General features: G+C 66.0%; 20 protein-coding genes. 9 read left to right on the top strand and 11 right to left on the bottom strand.

What is annotated here, in order from left to right; genetic code table 11:
* Window position 1: 1 nt before the first annotated feature.
* The 5 genes from ACLM5J_RS19815 to ACLM5J_RS19795 all read left to right on the top strand — a co-directional run bounded on the left by ACLM5J_RS19815 (window position 2) and on the right by ACLM5J_RS19795 (window position 3897).
* Window positions 2-976, top strand: a complete 975-nt coding sequence (locus ACLM5J_RS19815) for a zeta toxin family protein (protein ID WP_413658399.1) — start codon at window positions 2-4, stop codon at window positions 974-976.
* 365 nt (window positions 977-1341) lie between these two features.
* Entirely contained in the window at window positions 1342-1800 is a 459-nt protein-coding gene (locus ACLM5J_RS19810; RefSeq protein WP_413658398.1) for a hypothetical protein, read from the top strand.
* Between the two features lie 5 nt (window positions 1801-1805).
* Window positions 1806-2465, top strand: coding sequence for a DNA-processing protein DprA (locus ACLM5J_RS19805; protein ID WP_413658409.1), 660 nt, complete (start codon window positions 1806-1808; stop codon window positions 2463-2465).
* A 777-nt stretch (window positions 2466-3242) separates the two neighbouring features.
* The gene (locus tag ACLM5J_RS19800; protein WP_413658397.1) at window positions 3243-3470 is read left to right on the top strand and encodes a hypothetical protein; all 228 of its coding nucleotides are present in this window, start codon (window positions 3243-3245) and stop codon (window positions 3468-3470) included.
* Window positions 3471-3528: 58 nt separating this feature from the next.
* On the top strand, window positions 3529-3897 hold the full coding sequence (locus ACLM5J_RS19795) for a single-stranded DNA-binding protein (RefSeq protein ID WP_413658396.1): 369 nt from the start codon (window positions 3529-3531) through the stop codon (window positions 3895-3897).
* Window positions 3898-4012: 115 nt separating this feature from the next.
* Here the strand turns inward: ACLM5J_RS19795 and ACLM5J_RS19790 are convergent, their stop codons facing one another.
* A complete protein-coding gene (locus ACLM5J_RS19790) occupies window positions 4013-4333 on the bottom strand; it encodes a single-stranded DNA-binding protein (protein WP_413658395.1) in 321 nt (106 codons plus the stop codon).
* 479 nt (window positions 4334-4812) lie between these two features.
* Window positions 4813-5151: a hypothetical protein gene (locus tag ACLM5J_RS19785; protein WP_413658394.1), complete on the bottom strand. Its 339-nt coding sequence runs from the start codon at window positions 5149-5151 to the stop codon at window positions 4813-4815.
* Between the two features lie 234 nt (window positions 5152-5385).
* Here ACLM5J_RS19785 and ACLM5J_RS19780 point away from each other — a divergent pair, with 234 nt between their 5' ends.
* The 3 genes from ACLM5J_RS19780 to ACLM5J_RS19770 are packed head-to-tail and all read left to right on the top strand — an operon-like array spanning window position 5386 to window position 8163.
* A complete protein-coding gene (locus ACLM5J_RS19780) occupies window positions 5386-5793 on the top strand; it encodes a MobC family plasmid mobilization relaxosome protein (RefSeq protein ID WP_413658393.1) in 408 nt (135 codons plus the stop codon).
* Window positions 5790-7466: a relaxase/mobilization nuclease domain-containing protein gene (locus ACLM5J_RS19775; RefSeq protein ID WP_413658392.1), complete on the top strand. Its 1677-nt coding sequence runs from the start codon at window positions 5790-5792 to the stop codon at window positions 7464-7466. Before ACLM5J_RS19780 ends, ACLM5J_RS19775 begins: the two co-directional genes overlap by 4 nt.
* On the top strand, window positions 7456-8163 hold the full coding sequence (locus ACLM5J_RS19770; protein ID WP_413658391.1) for a hypothetical protein: 708 nt from the start codon (window positions 7456-7458) through the stop codon (window positions 8161-8163). The genes ACLM5J_RS19775 and ACLM5J_RS19770 overlap by 11 nt, the downstream gene beginning before the upstream one ends.
* On the opposite strand, the gene ACLM5J_RS19765 is transcribed toward ACLM5J_RS19770, so the two are convergent.
* The 4 genes from ACLM5J_RS19765 to ACLM5J_RS19750 form a co-directional block, all read right to left on the bottom strand.
* A complete protein-coding gene (locus tag ACLM5J_RS19765) occupies window positions 8164-9444 on the bottom strand; it encodes a Y-family DNA polymerase (protein WP_413658390.1) in 1281 nt (426 codons plus the stop codon).
* The gene (locus ACLM5J_RS19760) at window positions 9441-9869 is read right to left on the bottom strand and encodes a LexA family protein (RefSeq protein ID WP_413658389.1); all 429 of its coding nucleotides are present in this window, start codon (window positions 9867-9869) and stop codon (window positions 9441-9443) included. Before ACLM5J_RS19760 ends, ACLM5J_RS19765 begins: the two co-directional genes overlap by 4 nt.
* 90 nt (window positions 9870-9959) lie before the next feature.
* Complete coding sequence (locus tag ACLM5J_RS19755) at window positions 9960-10988, bottom strand: pentapeptide repeat-containing protein (RefSeq protein ID WP_413658388.1); 1029 nt, start codon at window positions 10986-10988, stop codon at window positions 9960-9962.
* Window positions 10989-11095: 107 nt separating this feature from the next.
* On the bottom strand, window positions 11096-11704 hold the full coding sequence (locus ACLM5J_RS19750) for a hypothetical protein (protein ID WP_413658387.1): 609 nt from the start codon (window positions 11702-11704) through the stop codon (window positions 11096-11098).
* 449 nt (window positions 11705-12153) lie between these two features.
* Here ACLM5J_RS19750 and ACLM5J_RS19745 point away from each other — a divergent pair, with 449 nt between their 5' ends.
* Window positions 12154-13026: a hypothetical protein gene (locus ACLM5J_RS19745; protein WP_413658386.1), complete on the top strand. Its 873-nt coding sequence runs from the start codon at window positions 12154-12156 to the stop codon at window positions 13024-13026.
* Window positions 13027-13291: 265 nt separating this feature from the next.
* Here ACLM5J_RS19745 and ACLM5J_RS19740 read toward each other — a convergent pair whose 3' ends face one another.
* The 5 genes from ACLM5J_RS19740 to ACLM5J_RS19720 all read right to left on the bottom strand — a co-directional run bounded on the left by ACLM5J_RS19740 (window position 13292) and on the right by ACLM5J_RS19720 (window position 18909).
* On the bottom strand, window positions 13292-13858 hold the full coding sequence (locus ACLM5J_RS19740; RefSeq protein ID WP_413658385.1) for a thermonuclease family protein: 567 nt from the start codon (window positions 13856-13858) through the stop codon (window positions 13292-13294).
* 180 nt (window positions 13859-14038) lie between these two features.
* Window positions 14039-14218 carry a DUF4913 domain-containing protein gene (locus tag ACLM5J_RS19735; protein WP_413658384.1) on the bottom strand — a complete coding sequence of 60 codons (180 nt, stop codon included), beginning with the start codon at window positions 14216-14218 and terminating at the stop codon, window positions 14039-14041.
* A 93-nt stretch (window positions 14219-14311) separates the two neighbouring features.
* On the bottom strand, window positions 14312-15217 hold the full coding sequence (locus ACLM5J_RS19730; RefSeq protein ID WP_413658408.1) for an MraY family glycosyltransferase: 906 nt from the start codon (window positions 15215-15217) through the stop codon (window positions 14312-14314).
* A 1473-nt stretch (window positions 15218-16690) separates the two neighbouring features.
* Complete coding sequence (locus tag ACLM5J_RS19725) at window positions 16691-17053, bottom strand: DUF4913 domain-containing protein (RefSeq protein ID WP_413658383.1); 363 nt, start codon at window positions 17051-17053, stop codon at window positions 16691-16693.
* Window positions 17050-18909, bottom strand: coding sequence for a type IV secretory system conjugative DNA transfer family protein (locus ACLM5J_RS19720; RefSeq protein WP_413658382.1), 1860 nt, complete (start codon window positions 18907-18909; stop codon window positions 17050-17052). Before ACLM5J_RS19720 ends, ACLM5J_RS19725 begins: the two co-directional genes overlap by 4 nt.
* Between the last annotated feature and the right edge of the window lie 6 nt (window positions 18910-18915).

Here is an 18915-nt window from a genome sequence, read left to right as displayed (position 1 = left end):
CGTGAACGAACTCGGCGCCCACATCGAATTGCTGCGCGCGCTCTCCAAACCAGGTGAATGCCTGGCCGTCGACGCCCCAACGGCCACCATCAAGAACCCGGACTGGTTCCGCAGCCGCGACGGCCAACTCTTCGTCAGATCGACCCGCAAGCGCCTCCACAACCGACTGATTCAGGAAGCTCGAGCAGCTGCTCGCTCCGTCGAAAGCAACCGCCAGGCTTTCGTCTTCGCCGGCCCGCCAGGGGCCGGCAAGAGCTACGCCAAAGCGCAGATCCTCGCCGACCAGCAGAAAGCCTTTCTGCATGTCGATCCGGACCACTTCAAGACCGAGATCCTGCGCCATGCGCTCAGCGACGGCACCTACGAGTCGTGGATCAAGCCGCCGCGCATCCTCGAGCTCGAAGAGCAAGGTCACCGCTTCTTTCCCCTCGAACTGGCCTCGCTCGTGCACGAGGAGTCATCACGCGTGGCACGAAACCTCCAGCGAGACGTGATCGCTGATGGTGACAACCTCATCATCGACGGGGTGCTGGCCAGCGAGACCAACGCTGTTGCACTAGGGGACCAGCTGGCGGCCGCCGACTACGCAATACACGTGGTCGACGTCGAGGTGCCTTACGACGTCTCCGCCGCCCGTATTCGCGACCGCTGGCAACAGGCCTACGCCGACGCGATCGCCGGCGCCGACCCGCTCGGCGGCCGCTGGGTGCCCAGCGAGTACGCCCGCGACGTCTTCGACGGCCCCGCCGGCATCTCTAAGCCCGAGCACGCCGCCAAGGCGTTGGCCGAGTCCTGCCCATCAGTGCTCAGCTACCGGCGCTTCCGCCTGACCGCCGCCCAGCACGCGGCCGGCATCGCCGTGCCCAGCGAGGAGGAGTACCTGGTCCGGACGCACCCCGGCGCCCAACTCCTGGCTCCTGCAGCTGCCCGCGCGCACAAGGCCGTTCGCGCGTTCCGAGACCAAGAGCGGGACTGAGGTCCACACGGACCTCAGGGGCCGGCGACGGAGGCCGGCCAACGCCCGACCCTGACGGGCCGGACCCCCTTCACCTGCCCCGCTGACGCGGGGCACCCGTTTTTTCTCTCCCGGTCGAACAATCATGACCCGCGGCCACCTCCACGCAACCCCAGCGCTACGCGCCGGCCGAGCAGGCGCGAACTTCGCCTCGGCGCTCCCTACGGTCGCTTATTTCCTCACCGAACCCCGCTGGTCGACCGGACACCGGGGTTGCCCTCCAGCGGCCCATCGCGGGTCGTGATCTTTCTCGCCCGGGAGAGGCAAAAACAAGGTCGGCAACGCAGAGCCAACCACCTCACCCCCGGCGCAGAAAGCAGGCCACCATGAGCAATCACTACGCCCTTAACGCCGCCACCTCTCAGCACCGCGGACTGAAGCTGCACGTCGCCCGCGCCACGCTCGGTGACTGCACCAACAGGGGAGTATCTGCCACCGCCCAGACGCTGACCCTCGTCGGGTGGACCGGGTGGAACCGCTCCGGTGAATTCGATGTGACGAACGTTGTCGAGCTCGACAAGCTTTCCCAGGTCTTTAGCCCGGACGGCGATTCCCCGGCTGTCGCGCTCCGGCTCCGACGCGACAGCTTCGGCGCCGGCTGCACGGCCCACCTCGTCCCGGTTCGCTCCGACGGCACACCCACCGGCCGCCTGTTCCCAGCCTCTGCGGCAATGGCTGGCGGAAACTTCGCGTCCGGTGACAGTCGCTTCAGCGATCTACTCGCGATGGTTCTCGGACACCGCTTCTACGGTGCCGTTGCTATTCACGACCGGTTCGAGGCGTGAGCAGCATGGACGCCACCGCGCGCACCGTGACCGAACACGTCACCAGCGACCTGGAGCTCGCCCCCGCGGGTACCTTCTGGACCCTCGGCGACGTCGACCTGGTCGACAAGATCAGCACGGCGATCACCGTCACCGGAGCACGAGCCTGCACCAGTTGCGGCGCAGAGGTCGCCCGGGACTTCGCCTACGAGCTCGCGAGCGCTGGGCACCTGGTCGCCACCGGGGGAGGTGTCGGGATCGAGGCCGCAGCGATCCGGGCATGCCTGCTCGCAGGCAAGCCGACCATCGTGCATCTGCCCGCCGGCCTCGACAACGCCTGGCCTGCCGCTCACCGTCAGATGTTCGGCGCCGTCGTCGATGCCGGGGGACTGGTCATCAGCACCAGCCCGCCCGGAACGGTGGCCACGCGTGAACGCTTCAAGCAGCGCAGCACGTGGCTCGGCGCACAGACCGCCGCGACCCTGATCGTTGAGGCAGCCACGCGCAGCAGGTCACTGCACGTCGTCGAAGCCGCCCGCCTCAACGGCCGTGCCGTCGCGGCCGTCCCCGGCCCGATCACCTCGACTGTCTCCCTCGCCTGCCACCACCTCATCGCTGAAGGCGCCGACGTGGTCTACGACTCCAGCACTCTGCGGGTCTTCGCCGACCAGGCCCTGACTGTCTGACCCGAAGCCAAGTGAGGCGCGCACACATCCGCGCGCCTCACCCGCTCCAGCAACCAGGAGACCCCGTGACCACCGAGCAGTACGCGAGAGACGAACTCTCACTCTTTCCGCCATGCGCGGCCCCCGCGTGCCGCAACCTCGTCAACGACACCGACCAGGTCTGTGCCGAGTGCTGCACCCTGTGGGGCCCCTACCTCCACAGAATCGGAGACCCATCCCCGTGGGCCGTGACCAGCGTTCCGGCCTGCGGACACGGCTGGTGGTGGTGGCGCGACCAGCGTTGTGACCAGTGCGGTGAGACGTCGACCATGAGCACGACCTAAAGCGCCGGGGAGGGCACCTCCCCGGACCCCACCCGCCGGCGCCCGCGCGCCCATATCGGCTCCCTGCAGCGACCCCAGACCAGTCCCCAGATCAGGCCCGCCAGCCGGCGGACCCAGCGCCGACGACAGAGGCCGGCGCAACGCGCAGGCCCCTCACGGGGACCTGCAAGCTTTCATCACCCCGCTTCGCGGAGAAGTGTTTCTTCCTCCCCGGTCGATTGATTCTGACCCGCGGCCACCTCCACGCAACCCCCGCACTACGTGCCGGCGTCCAGCACGAAACTCCCCTCGGCGCTCCCTGCGGTCGCTGATCTCCTCGAGGACTTTCGCTCGGACCCCGGTTCCGGGGGTCTGCGCTCCAGCGGCCCATCGCGGGTCGACATCTCTCTTGCCCGGGGCGGCAAAAACAAGGTCGGGGCACCGCAAGCATCAGCACGAGCGTGAGGAGTCAGTCATGGCCGGCATCAGCAGCCACCAGCGAGCCGAGTACGTGAAACGAGGCACCGCAGCCTTGCGTCAGCTCGAAGCCGACACCTCCACCACGCGCCGCCAGCTCGGAGCAGCGCGAGACCTGGTGAACCGGATCTACAACCACACCAACCCCGCCACCGTGGGGGAGGCCCTGGCCGACCTGGAGCACCGAGCACCCCGAACCGCTGAAGCAGCAGACACAGACCGCTGAGGTCTGCCACCCTCAATAAGTGAACACTTAAAGTGTAAGCAACCTAAGGAGAAACATCATGCTCGACAAGACGCCCATCACCTTCGCCGGCAACCTCGCGGCAGACCCGCAGATCAACTTCACCCCCAACGGCGACGCCGTCGCCAACTTCACCGTCATGGTCAACCGGCGCGTCAAGCGCGGTGACAGCTGGGAGGACGGGCCGGCCACCTCGCTCCTGTGCGAGCTGTGGCAGAAGAACGGCAGCCAGAAGAAGGAAGCAGAGATGTTCGTGGAGTCCGCGCGTAGGGGGGACCGGGTCATCGGTCACGGTGAGGTCTACACCCAGACCTGGGAGAAGGACGGAGAGACCCGCTACCGCGACCAGGTGCGCGTGATCGAGGTCGGCATGTCGACGGCCTGGAAGGTCGTACAGGTCAAGGAGTGAGCGACCGGGGCCACCCGCTCGAGTGGAACAGCCCCAAGGAAGAACACCGATGCCCCGCTGGCGGGAGGTAACTGCGGCCTCCCAGTCAGCGGGGCTTTGGCGTGTTCAGTGAGCTTCAAGCCTGCTCGGGCACGACGCCGAGTGACTGCAGCTGGACGACGTCGGTGTAGCGGGTCTGTCCCGTTTCGTCGGTCCAGCGTTCTGTCTGCACGTGGCCGATAACGACGATCGTGGTGCCTGCCTCGAGCGTGGCGAGCTGGTCGGCCAGGCGGCCGGTTGCGCGGAGTTCGAACCGCGGTCCGGGGGTGCTGCTGCCGGTCGGGAGGCCGTTGCGGTAGCGCTTGCTGGTTGCGGTCGCTGCAGCGCTGCGCTGGGGGTCGTTGGTCATGGTGGGGATGGCGTCGAGCTGTCCCTCAAAGCAGATGATGACGGCCATGGTCGGTGTCTCCTTCGTCGTGAGTGATGACGTGCGAGAGCTGGCCGTGGCCTGCGGCGCGTTGCGCCTGGACCACTCGGACCCTTGCTCCCGAACAAGTGCCGCCTATGCGGACCGGGGGAGGGTCAAGGGCCGACGAAGGAGGGCACCGCTTCCCTTGACGCTTCTCCGGTCCGTGTCACGATGGGCGGCGTCGGGAGCAGGTTTCCCCACCACCCGTCAGGGTGGAGACATGCATGTGGCCCCTCCGCAGGAGGGGCCACCGTTGCGCCAGGCCTAGCCTGGCGAGTTGTGGTTCAGTTTTGTGGGTTTGGGGCCTCTGGTCGTTGCTGTTTGAGAACGCCAGCACACCGCGAACTGAGCGGCGGTGCACAGTCTGACGCTGCTTAGAGCCCGGTCTGTTGGGCTGCTCGAGGTCAGGCTGTGTGGCGGCGCCCACGGGTCCCGTCGTCCTCCAGGTGGTCGAGGCCGAGCCGCGGTTAGCTCGGATCGTCCACGTGGGGACGAGGGGTCTGGGCCGTGTCCAGGGCAGGGGACCCGGAGCGTCGCTTTGCTGTGGGGAGTTGGTAGGGGCGAGGTAGTGAGAGGCCGACGTCGGCGAGTTCGCGCGCCTTCCAGCCGCTGTCCTTGGCTGCCTCAAGTGCCTTGGCGGCCGCCGGCACGGCGGTCTCCTCCCGACGCGTGATCAGCGCGTCAATCTCGCGGTCGAGGTCGTCGACCTCTGCGAGTCGCGCCGCGAGCCGGCGAACCGGCTCTTCGCGCGGTGCGAGCAGCTTGCGGATTGCCTCATCGGCTCGGGCCGTGTCCGTCTTGGCCATGTCGGTCTCCCTTTGGTCGGTCGTGTTTGCTCCCAGCGTAGCGGGAGCGGGGCGGGGCTGCGCTCGGTTCGCCAAGCGCTCCCGGTGCTGCATTGCTCCACGTGAGTCACGCGGAGCAAGCTAAACCATAAGGTGCCCTTAGGGTGGCGCGGCCGCAGGCCACGTGTCACACTGGTGACAGTCCCCCTGTCGGGGGTCGCTGCGCTAGGCATGGAGAGGCGGGAGGAGCGGGCGATGGCTGAGGACGCTGCATCGCGGGCGCGCCGCTCTCTGCGCGGCTTTCGGCAGGACCGCGAGCCGGGTCGGCCTCGCGAGATCCGGCACGTGGTGAAGGTGCATCCGGAGACGGAGCGTCGCCTGGTGCTGAAGGCCACCGAGCGTGGCATCACCGTTGCTCGCCTGCTTGTGGAGTCGGCGCTTGCCGGGGGAGCGGAGGCAGCGAAGTCGAAGGCCGAGCTCGCGGGGGAGCTGTACCGAGTGACGCGTGCCGTGGGGAAGATCGGGGTGAACGTCAACCAGATCGCTCACGCCACGAACGCCACGCTGGCGACGCAGCCGGAGACGGTCGAGGCGATGCGCCAGGTGCAGGAACTGTGCGACCGGTTGCAGCGGCTTCTTGACGATGTGCAGGGGCCGTTGTGATCCCTAACGTCGTCAAGGGCGGCAACATGTACGGGCTCATCCACTACCTGCGCGGGCCCGGAAAGTTCAACGAGCACGAGAACCCGCATGTGGTCGGCGGGGACGATTTCCTGACCGCCTGGTACGGCACGGAGGCCCTGGAGCTGTCGTCGGTGACGGAGATCGCCGACTACATCGAGGAGCCTCGCAAGCAGTACGGGACGAAGGTCACCGCACAGGTCACCGAGCAGGACCCGGAGACTGGTCAGCGGCGCGTCACGGGCTACAAGGACGCTCATGTCTGGCACTGCTCACTGTCGCTGAGTGCCGATGAAGGTGTCCTGAGTGATGAGAAGTGGCACGCGATCGCGCGCGACTTCATGGACCAGATGGGGTTCACCGAAGCCTCAGGCAAGGCCCCGGCTCGGTGGGTTGCGATCCGTCACGGACTGTCCACGGCGGGCAACGACCACATCCACATCGCGGCCTCACTGGTGCGCGAGGACGGCACCCGTTGGGATGGTCGGTACCGCGACTTCCGGAATGCTCAAGAGGCCTGCCGGGCACTCGAAGTTCGTCACGGACTGCAGACTGTTGCCGGACCCGATCTTGGGCTCGCCGAGCGCGGCGAGAAGCCCGCAGAGCGCGCAAAGGCTGCACGGGCCGGGCGCGATCAGACCGCGCCCAAGGAACTGGCCGAGCGGGTCAGGGCGGCAGCAGTTGCCGCCTCCAGTGAGGCCGAATGGGTGCGTGCTGTGCGTGCCGACGGGATGGTGCTTAAGCCGTTCTTCGCAAAGGGAACCACGGACGTGGTGACCGGATACCGCGTCTCGTTGAAGCCCGACACCTACGGTTCAGGGTTCGCGTTCTACGGCGGAAAGACGCTGGGCCAAGACCTCTCCTTGCCGCGGCTTCGTGAGATGTGGGGCGCGGCGAGTGTCGATCAAGCCAGCGCCGCAGCGCGTGAGTGGCAGGCCGCTTTCAGGGGCCAGCCGGCTACTGACGCGGCGCCGAAGATGGGCATCGAGGGGCGGGCGAGTCAGTCCGCAGCGGAGCGTTTCCAGGAGTTCAACCAGCGCCTAGCGAGCACGCCGTACGGTGATCGGGCGGCCTGGTCTGATGCTGCTCGTGACGTCGCCGGCACGTTGTCGTCGTGGGCTCGCTACGACCACGACCTGGCGCCGGACCTGCGCCGTGCCGCAGCAGTCCTAGGCCGTTCGGCGCAGCTGAAGCGGCCATCGGTGGCACCGGGTCGAGTCGTGCGTGAGTCGCCGATGGGGACAGCGAACCTGTTCCTCATGGCGCGTTCCGCGGACAAGCCGAAGATCGCCGCGGCGATGCTGATGCGGCAGGTTCTGGTGACGAGCAAGGCATTGGCCGGCTACCACCAGGCCGCGGGTGATGCACGTCAGGCGGAGGCACTTCGGCGCGACGTGGTGAGTCGTCTGGAGCGGGTGCAGCTCGCCGGATACGCCGCAGTCGGTGGCTCTGGGAGCGGTGCGACGGCGGTGCTCGAGCGTCCCGCGGGTCCGGCGGCCGGACCGGATGAGCGGGCCCGCAAGATCGCGGGGGCCTTCGGTGGCGGCGTGGTGCCGCTGCCCAACAAGTTGAGCGAGCCGCGAGAGAAGCCGGCTGTACGACCCGAGGTAGGACCAGGACGCAGGAACGGAAGGAGTGATGATCATGGCCGATGACGACCCGATCGACGACGGAGTGTCGATCATGATGAGCGGGGCTGCGGCGGCAAGTCGCGTGGCCGAGGTGCTGGTGCGCCAGGCGCAGGACGCGAAGCTGAAGCTGGCGCAGCAGGACCGGATCGCAGCGGAGGAAGCAGCCTCGCAACTGGCAGCGCGAGGTGAAGTGGCACAGGCGTTCTATCGGGAGGCGGCCAGCCAGGAGTGGCTGGCCGGGGCGACTGTTGCCGACATCCGGGCCGCGGTGGAAGGCGCTCACCTGTGGGCCGAGATCGACCCCGAGCGATTCGCTGGAACCGCTGAGGATCTTCGCGACGAGATGCGTGCCGTGTTCGGTGTCGACCTGCGGGAAGCGGTCGCTGAGCAGCGTGACGCGGCCGCGATCGCGGATCTCGCGGCGGCGGGAGTGGACTCGGCCCGGGCGGCTTCGTCGCACGCCGGCGTCGCCGTCGACCAGGCGCGCAGCGCGGAGGCCACAGCGGTGAGCGAGTACGACTCACCGGACGCTCGCAGGGCGCGTGAGCAGGCGATGAAGGACGCTGGCGCCGACACCGAGACGGTCAAGGCCCGGGTGGTTTCGGACCGCCTCAATGCCCACGATCCGCGACTGGCACCTGCCGGTACGGGGGGCGCGGCGAAGGGCAAGCCTGCGGCGCGCACGAGTTCGCGCAAGGCAGATCAGCAGCGCGGGAGGTAGTCACCGTGCGGTGAGAAGTTGGTCCCATCGGGTCGTGCGGGCAGGGGAGAGGCGTTCCCTGCGCATGTCCCAGCGTTTGCGGCCGCGGAGTCCGGTTGGTCCCCAACCGATGGCTTCGCGGCCGTAGCGTTGAGTGAGGTCGTCGACGGCGTCTCCGAGCGCCCGGCGACGCGGATCGACTTCGGCTAGGAGCGACGGTTGGCCGCCGGCGGGGGAGAGGCCGGTGAGCAGGATCCCGGCCCGGTTGTACGGGTGGCCGTCTCTCATTCGGGGCAGCACCGCGCGGGCCGCGGTGATCAGCTCGAGCGGATCGCTCGTCGCGGGATCGAGGGCGACGGATGCGGAGTGGTGGGCGACGTCGTCGCGGAATCTGCTGGAGGAGATCCACACCTGCAGGAGAGCGGCCTCCAGGCCGTGGGCTCGGAGGCGGCGGGCTGCGGTCGCGGCGTACTGGGTCAGGACGCTGCGCATCTCGGAGCGGGTCGAGACCGGTTGGCCGAGCATCCGTGAGTACATCAGCTGCTGGCGGTCCTTCGGGGTGAAGCCGACCGGCTGGCAGGGCACGCCGGCGAGCTCGCGTGCGGTGCGCTCGACGACCACCGACCAGCGACGCCGGATCACGCCGGCGTCTGCGCGGGCGAGGTCGGCCGCGGTCACGATTCCCAGACCGGCGAGGCCGGCGGTCAGGCGTGACCCGATGCCCCAGACCTCAGAGACAGGGGTAGCGGTCAGGAGCTCGTCGACGTCGCGGCTCGTCCAGGTGGTGAGGTCGACCAGGTCGACGCCGATCGCCTTGGCGTGACGCTGCGCGACCTTCGCCAAGGTCTTGGTGGGGCCGATGCCTGCCGCGGTGGGCAGACCGGTCCAGGCGCGTACCCGGGACTGGGCGGTCGCGGCGACGGCGGCCGGTTCGTGGTGGGGGAGCGCCACGAACGCCTCATCGACGCTGTAGGTCTCGGTGTCGGCCGAGACGGTGGCCAGGGTGTCGTGGAAGCGCGAGCTGAAGGCGCCGTACTCCTCGTAGTTGGAGCTGCAGGCGATCAGGTCGACCAGGTGCGGCTTCTCGCGGAGCTTGAACCACGGGTCGCCCATCGCGACGCCGAGCTGCTTGGCCTCATCGCTTCTCGAGACGGCGCAGCCGTCGTTGTTCGACAACACGATGACGGGCTTGCCCTGCAGGCGCGGGTCGAGGACGCGTTCCACGGAGACGAACATGCAGCGCACGTCGACGAGCGCGATCGGTCGGCTGCGGTTGGCGAGACCCCAACTGACGTCGCTCATCCTGCGGCCCTGCGTGCGGTGCTCTCGCCGAGCTGTCCGAGGGGCAGGTGGTGGATCAGGACGGTCGCGACGCCCCACGGCTCGACCTCTGATGTCAGGGGGATCTCCTCAAGGTCGGTGATCAACACGGCGGCGCCGTCGCGTAGCTCGAAGGTCCCGAGGCGGTGCTCGTTGTCGACGACGACGACCAGGACCCGGCCGGGAAGCGGCGCCAGTGAGCGGTCGACCAGGATCTCGTCACCCTGACGGATGCCTTGGCTGGCCAGCGCGTCGGAGGTGACGCGCAGGACGAACGTCGACGTCGGCCGTCGCACCAGGTGCCGATCGAGGGAGATCGGACCTTCGTAGTAGTCCTGGGCAGGGTTGGGGAACGACGCGGTGGTCTCTACCGCCGGACCCCGGCTGTTCGAACGTTTGTTCGACATGACCGCAGAGTACATCAGCCGTCAGGGACCCCAGATCGCGCGTACTGCCTGGTCGGAGGGCTTGATCTCGTCCAGGTCGTCTCGGGGAAGTTAGCCCAGCGGGCGAGGGCTGGTCGCCGAGGCTGATCCGCGACGAGTTGGGTCGACTCTGAAACCGATTTGGTTCCGCGCCTTGCGGCGGAGCTTGCCCTTGTCGTCGCGCGCCCACCCGCGCAGCTCTTTGGTTGCGAATTTGTTGTAGGTCGCCAGGTCGATCAGGGCACCTTCCAGGTCGGCACCTTCCAGGTCGGCGCCAGCGAGATTCGCGTTCTCGAGCCGAGCGTCTCGTAGCGACGTGTGGCGCAGTGAGGCCCCTTGGAGTTTTACCTTCGATAACTCTGAGGTGCTCAGATCGGCGTCGTTCAACTGTGCGCCCGCCAGCTCTTCGCCCCATGCGTGCGAGTACGGGGCCTTGATGCCATTCGCTACGAGACCGTGCGGCCACGCTGCACCCGGCCACTGGAGGTTCCGGAGGTTGAAGCGAGTCGACTCAGGGTAGGTCTGGTTCAGCACTCCAAGGACGTGTAGCGCCGCAGAAGCCTCCGCCATTGACGATTCGCGTGGTACTCCGCTCGGCGGAGCGGGAGGAGAATCCCAGGGGTCGTTGGGGCCTCCGGTGCGGGCCTCCCATTCCTCGATGATCGCGTAGTCGCCAGCCAGTCGGCCGAAGACGAGGCGGAGATGCGCAGACAGGACTTGGTCAACGGTTGTCGATTCCTCCGACGAGGTGAGCGCCAGCCGCTGGAGCGAGTAGATGCCCCCGAGGCGGGTTGAGACCTGGTCGCTCCCCAGTTGCTCCACGCTGCGGGAGTAGGTGTCAACCTTGTTGGCATCTCGAGTCATCTCGAGCTCCTTGAGTCGTGCGGCGTGCCCGTGGCCTGCAAGGACGGCAGCCACCACGGCAACAACCAGGGTCACGGCTGGCGTCGCTACCCGGGTGAAGTCTGACCACGGGATCTTGCCCTTGGGGGTCCTAAGGCTCCAGTCGCCGGTGTACCAGCTCCCGACGAGATACAGAGACGTAAGAAGCAGCAGGAGCACCGCTGTGACGGCGACGACGGCGTCTATCCACCAAGGCATCGGCCAACGCCACAGCCGTGCGCCGAACCACAGAAGCCCGGTGGCCAGAATTGCTGTCGCTAGTAGTGCTTGGACCCAGATCGGCGGCGCGGTGAGGACTACATGGATCAGCAACTTGTGGCCCGCTTTCCCCAACGCTCCTGGGCTGATTGACGGGTCATGCCGGCGGCGCGACCGATCGCCTCCCAGGTGCTCCCTGCTGAGCGAGCTCGTGCGACCGCGAGGGAGAGCGCCTGCTCTGCGTCGACAATGCCTCGACGTACTGCGGTGATCTGTTCAAGCGCGGTGATCCCGTGGAGGTGGTCGCGTTCCCAGATCGCTCGCACTGCCTGGTCGTAGGGCTTGATCTCGTCCAGGTCGTCGACGTCGGCGGCGTCGGCGACGTGGAAGCGGCCGCTAGAGAGGTCTTCGAGTTCTTGCGATGGCACGCGCGGCAGGAGTTCGCTGATCCACTTTGTGCGGCGGGTGCTGTCTCCACCCTCCGTGCAGTCGCAGATGATGCGCCACCCGACCGCCGTCGCTGCCGGGCGGGTCGCGTACACCTCATCGGTAATCGCACCCGGCTCACCCACGTACTCCACGCCCACGATGACCTCTCCGGCGGCGTAGGTGCCGCCGGTGCTGATGCCGATGCCGCGGGAGCCGTCGGGGAACTCGGCCACAAGGTGCGCCTCGTGCCAGGTACTGGTGCTGTCGCCGTCGTGTATCCAACCCATGAGGGGAGCGTGTCAGGTCTTCCTGTCGTCGTCAATGATCTACGCAGGGTTTCCTGACACATCACTGTCTATGTCAGGCTTACCTGACATAACGGCGGTTATCGGCTCTTGATATGTAGCGTCACAGGGCGCGGAAAGCGCGCAGCGACGCGGAGTCAATCCGCGACGGTGCACTGTGGCGCCCCGGTTCCGCACTGCCCCGACCGTTCCGTGGACCGGGGAACGCGGCTCGCCTGTCGCGTTGTCCACGGGTTCCTGAGCCTTCGCCTCGCCATCAACGGCCGGCCAGACTTCAGTGACCTGGTCGCTTCCGGTTAGTCGGCGTATCAGTGAGGTATCAAAGGTGTCGCATCGGAGTCGAAGGGTTATCTAATACTGGCACCTCATCCGTCAACTACGGTGATCCGCTATGGCGCTTATTGGTCCGCCTGGTGCGTATGCTGTCAAACATGACCGACACCACCTCCTTTGACCCGTTCGCTGGCATCCAAGACGAAGTTGCCGCCGACGACCACGACACCCTCACGAGCCTCCTAGACGACGCGAAGCGTGGCTACTTGCCGCTCAGAAAGTCATTCGCGCAACGCCACTCCAGTCAGGGCCAAGGACGTGACTCCCCTCGCGGCTCCACCCTGGCCGCCTTCGTAACCCCCGGCCGAGAGCGAGCTCTTGAGCTCTTTCTCCTCATCCACGCGCTGCAACCGATGCTGGACGGCAACCCCTTGCACCTCGGCACATGGGCGCGTGCCCTCAGCGCCGCAACAGGGAAGACCGTCACGGCGAGCGGCGTGAGCCGCACGCTGGGGCAACTCGAGGCAATGAACCTTCTCGAGCGCCTCGACACGTCCAGGTCTCCCGTGCTCGAGCTCAAGAGCGAAGACGGCCTGGAGCGTGCCTGGAAGAAGCCCGGCCAAGAGCCCGAGGGAGGCGCCGGCTACTTCGTGATCCCCCACCTGTACTGGACCCTTGGTCTCTCGCGCACCCTCAACCTGCCTGGGAAAGCGATGATGCTCGTCCTGCTGAGTCACACCCAGAACCCACAGACCCCAGCGATGGCGATGCCTCTCGAGCGGACCAAGGACTGGTACGGGATCTCCGAACGTACAGCCGAGCGCGGGTACAGAGAGCTCTCCCAAGCGGGACTCCTCAAGACCAAGATCCAGAAGATCCCAGACCCACGCCACCCGGCAGGACGAGTCGAGAAGTACTGGCGCGCTCTCGCCGCCCCGTTCGACACCCCATCGCGGCAGAAGATGCAGGCGGCCGCCATCAAGGCCGCGACACAGAAGACGCTCCCTGGCATGGTGCCGCCGACCACCTAACGACGGCATAGATCCAGGCAGACGCGAGAGAGGAGGTGAGACATGCAAGCGTTGCGAGACGTGCTCATGGAGCGTGAAAAGAACAATCGGGCCCTCGCCCTTAAAGGGTGGGGCCCGACCATCCGAATGAAACTACTCCGCTGGCCGATGGCAGTCGGCCTGCTCACTGGAGTAGTGGCGCTACTTCGTTACCACTGAAAACCACTGTAACGCCAACCCGTTCGGTCCGGGACCTGCTCCCCAGCAGGTCCCGGACCAAGCGGCGTCAGCATTGCCCCCAAAGACCGCGGTCTGCTCTCTGCGCTGCCTTCTCCTGGCTCCGATACGCCTGCTCACGCTCGATCGGTGTGCGGTTCGGGTAGAGCTTCGCGGCATCGGCCTTCAAAAGCTCACGGCCGACGTCGACCTGGTCGACCTCGAGGTAGCGCAGCTGACGTCCGTAGACGTCGGTGTCGCCCTGCGTTGGATCACTCGCGAGCCGCACCCGCGTACCTCCAGGAGCCAGTCGGCGCAGCTCAGCGGTAGCGCGATCGCCGTAGCAGTCCCCTGCCTTCGCGCCGTGGCGCACCTCGGGGGCGTCGACGCCGAGCAGGCGGACCTTCTCCGTCTTGCCGTCAACCTTCACGTGCAGGGTGTCGCCGTCGACGACGCGGACCACGGTCCCGCGTGAGCGCTTCGTCTCTTCCTGGGCGTCAGCGATCCGGTCCACCATCTCGATGCCGGCCGACTCCGCCAGCCTCCGCACTTGGTCGCGACCGGGCTCCGTGAGGAATCCCCCCATGAGCAGCGCAGCGAGCAGTACCGGGATCAGGCGACTCCAGAGCTTCAACATTGGTGTGTCCCTTTCGCTGGCCGCTGAGGACGCGGTGATCGAGAGTTGCAGAGGGTTCCGACAGAACTCGCGAACCGGCCACATCGGGCTGGTTCGGTCACTAGGCTTGAGAAGCGATGTCGCCGCAGTAGCGGCAACGTTCGGAGTGCGGTCCCGGACTCACCGCTGGGACCGCGCTCATCATCCGAAGACGTCGCTCTCGGGGTACTTCACTGACAGATCCGCGATCGCCTTGTGCTCATCACTGCCGCATTCGGCGAACGTGCCGTTCGGGTCGAGCAAGACCGACATCCTCGGGTCCGCGTAGTCGCGCCACCACACCGTCGTTCCCGTGCAGGGGTCAAGGCGCAAGACCCTCATATCCCACCGGGTCGACGTCTCGGCGGCAGCGTCGTATGGGTCTATGCGACGGGCTGTAGGCAGCCACAGAGGCCCCCGGGTACCTCAGATTTCTCATAAGGCCGGAGCGCGGAGCGAGGCCCGAATCTGTCCCCACCTTCGATGCTCGTGTACGGAGAACAAGACGATCAAACAAGCCCCAAGAGCGATCGCCTTCCACAGCTTGGGGTCGATTGCGATCCAAGCAGCCCCGCAGGAAACCGTCAGGGCCCATCCGGTAAGCAGCAAGGACACGGAACGGTGACTTGCTCCACGCCGCAGAAGAACGTGATGCAAATGGCCTTGGTCGGCAACGAAGATCGACTGACCGCGCCAAGCGCGTCTGATAACCGCGGCCGCCAGGTCAAAAAGGGGAAGGCCTGCAATAGCGATAGGAAGAGCGAACCACATCAAAACCCCGGCGCGAGGCCGGAGTTCGTCGGCTGAGATAACGGCGGCCTCGTTGCTCATTGCAAGGAACGCTGACGCGATGAGGACTACCCCCAACATCTGCGAACCAGCGTCTCCCATGAAAATTCTTGCCGGCCACGCGTTATGATAAAGGAAGCCCAAACACGAACCGACCAATGCCGCGGTGAGTAAGCATGAGGCGCTAACTAGAGTGGATCTGTGATCGCCCAAAGTTGCAGAGTACGAGTAGATGAAGAGTCCGGCTGCGCCCGCCCCAACGACGCCTGCGGCCAGGCCATCGAGCCCATCCATAAAGTTGACAGCGTTGATGGCCATAATTGCCAGCACAACGGTGACAAGTGCGCTCAGTGACGGCGCGACCGAGAGTTGCCCCCCGCCGAAAGCCGGCAGGGTGAAAACCTGAATCTGAAACACAACCAGGAGGCACCCCGTGACGACCTGGCCAGCTAGTTTTACTAGTGCTGAAAGATCTAGGACGTCGTCCACCAGGCCGACGATCCACATGATTCCAGCGCAGATCAGGACGTTGCGGGCATCATTTAGCGGCACGTCAGAGAGGGGCTGGTTGGGGAGGCTTGAAGCAACTCCGTATCCAGCCCATAGTCCTCCATAAAGGCCAACGCCCCCCAAATATGGGATGGGTTCGGTGTGGACATCGCGATCTCTAACTGCCGCTACGGCTCCAAGCCTGATCGCTACAGCTCGGCTGAAAGGGCAGATTATTAAAGTGAGGCAGGCCGCAGTGGCAGCGATGACGAGATAGGTCAGCAAAAGTGTCAACTAACTCGAAGCGTGAGATCAGTCTTCACTATTGGCGCTGAACCGCCGTTGGCGGATCCTCGACTTGGCCGTCACCCCAGTTACCCAGCTTGCGGCGAGCAAGAACCACAGGAGCGTGAGCGCAGCAGGATGACTTTCGAGCAGTTGTGCACGGTCGCTCAGTAGCCACGTCACGCCGAGGAGTGCACCTGTCGCGACGGACGCGAAAAACACACCCCTCGTGATATCGAGGGTCCTTTGGTCTCTGCTAGCCCGTCTGCTGTCCACTGGGACCTGCCTGCATGTTTAGCTCCCGAGCGGGTTTGAGGCCGTTTTCCAGGCCGACCAGTTAGTGAAGTGTGAGGGAAGTGTACACGGACTAAACGAGCCGTCGCAACGTCCGACGCGGTACTCCAAGTCTACATCCTCAGGGAGGTCCTTGTTGCACCATTCGTTGTGACCACCGTTTTTATTCACGCACAGCCCGCGGCGATCTCCATTCTTGAGCCGCCAGTGAGCTCCGACGCGCTGACTGTCATCCAGAAGGTCGGCGACTAGGATCTTATCCCCAAGGCGAACGAAGCACACTGAGGCGAAGGTGGCGCCAGGCGCGCCCGGATTTACGATCTTCCCGTAGATAGTATCGTGGCAGAACGTACTATTGGCATCCTCGGTGTAGTTCAACTCGAGCGGCACCGCCGCCGAAGCATGTGGCGGTGCCACTATTGCCGAAATGAATAGCGCGAGCAAGATTCCAATGAATGTGCCTTGAATGCGTTGAGACATTAAACGCTCCATGAATTCGAAGGGAAGTGCGGGTCGCACGCGATTTTGCTTACGTGAATCGCTTTTACCGGATCTGGGGCCAGGTTGACGACCGAATTCCCTATCATTCTTGCGTTCGCCACTCGGATCACCGCGATGAATTCGAGGAAGCTGTTATCTTGATCCGTGACCATGAAGCGATTTCGCGGTTGACCACGTCGTCTCCCAGTCGAGGAAATCCGTTCGGAACCGCAGTTTCTCAGCGGAAGGCCCTGTGGTCAAGGGCCAGGGTGGACGAATTGGTCCTTCGCTTGGGGTTTGGTCAGGTTGCCAGGGCCTCCGAGCTCGTGATGGGCCACTTCTCGGCACCGGGCGAATCGGATCGATTACCAACTTGCGTCACATCGACCTGGTTCCGAAACTAGGATTGACCAGCGTTCCCGACACAGGTGAGACGGTCTGTGCCCGGTCTCGGACTCGCCGCTGGGGCCGCACTCATCAGTCGAAGATGTCGCTCTCGGGGTACTTCACTGGCAGATCCGGGATCGCCTTGTGTTCGTCGCTGCCGCATTCGGCGAACGTGCCGTTCGGGTCGAGCAACACAGACATCGTCGGGTCCGCGTAGTCGCGCCACCACACCGTGGTTCCCGTCCCGGGATCGAGCCGCAGGACCTCGAACGCCTTCCAGAGCCCTTCCAACCGGCTGAGAGCTTCAGGGTGACGCCACCACTCGGAGCACCAGCGCAGCTGAGCCTTCATCCCCGTGCGCCTCGCGTAGACGACCGCCAGGAATTCGTTCACGAACTCCACCACCGAGGTGTAGAACGGCTGCGGGTCTTCTCCGCTGATCTCGTCGGTCATGATCCGATCCCCTTCACGTCCCACGGGCTCGTCGACAGCGCGGCCGCGTTGCGCGGCTCGTGCGAGGGACTGTGGGCAGCGATGGATGCTTCGATCGCCGCGGCCTGATCACTGAGGAACCACGGCACCGGGCGCACCAACGCGGCCGGTGTCCCGGAGGCGAAGAGCACGGCGCGACCTTGCGGCAGCTCACGCAGCTCGCCGATCGACATGATGGTGCGCTCCTGGCTCGACACCGACACGCTCACGTTGCTTCGCGAGGTGCCACGCTGACCGCTGACCGACTCGCTGCGGGTCAGGTGGGTGTGGGCGCCGATCAGGTCACTGATGCGTCGCAGGAACCGGTCGTCGTCGACGCCGCCACCGTAGAGCTTCACGTTCGCGGCCGACCACAGCTTCTCCATGCCCTTGGTGCCCCAGACCTCCTCGCCCTGGGCCCAGTTCTGCAGGATCGTCTCGATGATGATGCCGCGCGATCCAAAGTGTGAGTAGTAGCTGTCGAGGTTGCGGAACCTGCAGATGTTCGCGGCCTCGTCGAGTACCGCGACCATCGGCGTAGCCAGCCGGCCGCCAGGTGACACGGTGGCCAGCTCCTCGGCCGCGTCGATCACCGCGACCGTGAGCGCGGCGACGAGCGGCCCGGCGCCGCCCTCGCCCTCGCGGGAGAGCAGGTAGAGCGTCGCGGTCGACGACGCGAAGTCAGTCGGGTGGAACTGCCGACGCTGGGTGTAGCCGTCGGGAGGCGTCACCCACGCGGTCATCTTGCGCTGACGCAAGAACCCCATCCGTGCGCGCGCGGTGCCGTAGACACCGTCGCGCTGCTTGTCGGGAAGGTTGGTCAGCGCCTCAAGCGAGTCGCCGTGCAGTGCGAAGCCGTGCTGCGCCAGGTGGTCGACGGCAACCGTCGACGTCGGCCGCGTGAGCCAGTCGTACACGGTCGTGATCGGGAGCTCAGCGACCGCGGCCGCGAGCAGCAGCAACCCGATCAGGTTCTGGGCCTCGCCGTCGAAGTAGGCATCGGTCTTCGCGCCCGGGGTGATCGCTGAGGCGCAGAACTGCGCCGCCAGCTTCTCGGCCTTCGCCTCATCTGCATCGACGTACCCCGTCGCCGGGTCCCGCTGGGCAGTCCCGGTGCGAGGGTCGTGGGGCGCGATGTAGGTGAGAGGGTTCCACCACCACTCCGCAGGAGCCATCGCGACGCCTTGGGGGTCGAAGACCCAGACCTCACCGAACTCCGAGCGTGGACCGCGAGTCGCGTCGACGACATCGCGCTTGTTCGAGGTCGCGACCACTGCCCCAGGAGCCGACATAATCGCCGGGATGGCGTAGGCGGTCGACTTCATCGTCCGGGGGCCGGCGACGACCACGATCATGTTCTCCCAGTTGGAGAACAGCTCCATGCCGGTAGGCACCGAGCGGCCGAGAGGGATGCCGGGAGCGCCGTCACCCGTGACGCCCAGCTGTTGCGCCTTCGCGGCGGCACCACGGCGGCTCAGCGCCTTCAGGTCGCCCGGCCTGGCCATCCAGTTAGCGGCATGGTCGCCACGGAGCTCATCGCCGCGCCGGCGTCGCCGCAGGAGAACCACGGCGAGCACCACGGCGCCCACCACGCCTGTCATCGTCAGGAGCCAGACCGTCGCGCCAGCGGTCCACACCACGCCGTCGCGACCCGATGCCAGGCTCAGCACCGCTTCAATCGGGTTGCCCGCCGGACGAGTCCGCTCGTTGAGCCATGCATCGCCCAGCAGCGACAGCCACACAAGCAGGACCATGCCGATCCCGGCCCCGATCACGCCGACGCGGATCAGCGACTGAGTGCGGCTGTATGAGGGATTGAGCTCGCGGCGGTCAGCCATGCTTTC

Origin of the sequence: Nocardioides sp. Bht2 (assembly GCF_047308515.1) — a bacterium.
In the GTDB taxonomy this organism is placed as follows: domain Bacteria; phylum Actinomycetota; class Actinomycetes; order Propionibacteriales; family Nocardioidaceae; genus Nocardioides.
This window is presented reverse-complemented; position numbering and strand designations above follow the sequence as displayed.

Coding starts and splice junctions, on each gene's coding strand:
- ACLM5J_RS19800 (WP_413658397.1), top strand. CDS start 3,243: ATGGCCGGCATCAGCAGCCACCAGCGAGCCGAGTACGTGAAACGAGGC.
- ACLM5J_RS19725 (WP_413658383.1), bottom strand. CDS start 17,053: ATGACCGACGAGATCAGCGGAGAAGACCCGCAGCCGTTCTACACCTCG.
- ACLM5J_RS19750 (WP_413658387.1), bottom strand. CDS start 11,704: ATGGGTTGGATACACGACGGCGACAGCACCAGTACCTGGCACGAGGCG.
- ACLM5J_RS19810 (WP_413658398.1), top strand. CDS start 1,342: ATGAGCAATCACTACGCCCTTAACGCCGCCACCTCTCAGCACCGCGGA.
- ACLM5J_RS19770 (WP_413658391.1), top strand. CDS start 7,456: ATGGCCGATGACGACCCGATCGACGACGGAGTGTCGATCATGATGAGC.
- ACLM5J_RS19720 (WP_413658382.1), bottom strand. CDS start 18,909: ATGGCTGACCGCCGCGAGCTCAATCCCTCATACAGCCGCACTCAGTCG.
- ACLM5J_RS19735 (WP_413658384.1), bottom strand. CDS start 14,218: ATGAGGGTCTTGCGCCTTGACCCCTGCACGGGAACGACGGTGTGGTGG.
- ACLM5J_RS19785 (WP_413658394.1), bottom strand. CDS start 5,151: ATGGCCAAGACGGACACGGCCCGAGCCGATGAGGCAATCCGCAAGCTG.
- ACLM5J_RS19740 (WP_413658385.1), bottom strand. CDS start 13,858: ATGTTGAAGCTCTGGAGTCGCCTGATCCCGGTACTGCTCGCTGCGCTG.
- ACLM5J_RS19755 (WP_413658388.1), bottom strand. CDS start 10,988: ATGCCTTGGTGGATAGACGCCGTCGTCGCCGTCACAGCGGTGCTCCTG.
- ACLM5J_RS19745 (WP_413658386.1), top strand. CDS start 12,154: ATGACCGACACCACCTCCTTTGACCCGTTCGCTGGCATCCAAGACGAA.
- ACLM5J_RS19765 (WP_413658390.1), bottom strand. CDS start 9,444: ATGAGCGACGTCAGTTGGGGTCTCGCCAACCGCAGCCGACCGATCGCG.
- ACLM5J_RS19805 (WP_413658409.1), top strand. CDS start 1,806: ATGGACGCCACCGCGCGCACCGTGACCGAACACGTCACCAGCGACCTG.
- ACLM5J_RS19795 (WP_413658396.1), top strand. CDS start 3,529: ATGCTCGACAAGACGCCCATCACCTTCGCCGGCAACCTCGCGGCAGAC.
- ACLM5J_RS19790 (WP_413658395.1), bottom strand. CDS start 4,333: ATGGCCGTCATCATCTGCTTTGAGGGACAGCTCGACGCCATCCCCACC.
- ACLM5J_RS19760 (WP_413658389.1), bottom strand. CDS start 9,869: ATGTCGAACAAACGTTCGAACAGCCGGGGTCCGGCGGTAGAGACCACC.
- ACLM5J_RS19780 (WP_413658393.1), top strand. CDS start 5,386: ATGGCTGAGGACGCTGCATCGCGGGCGCGCCGCTCTCTGCGCGGCTTT.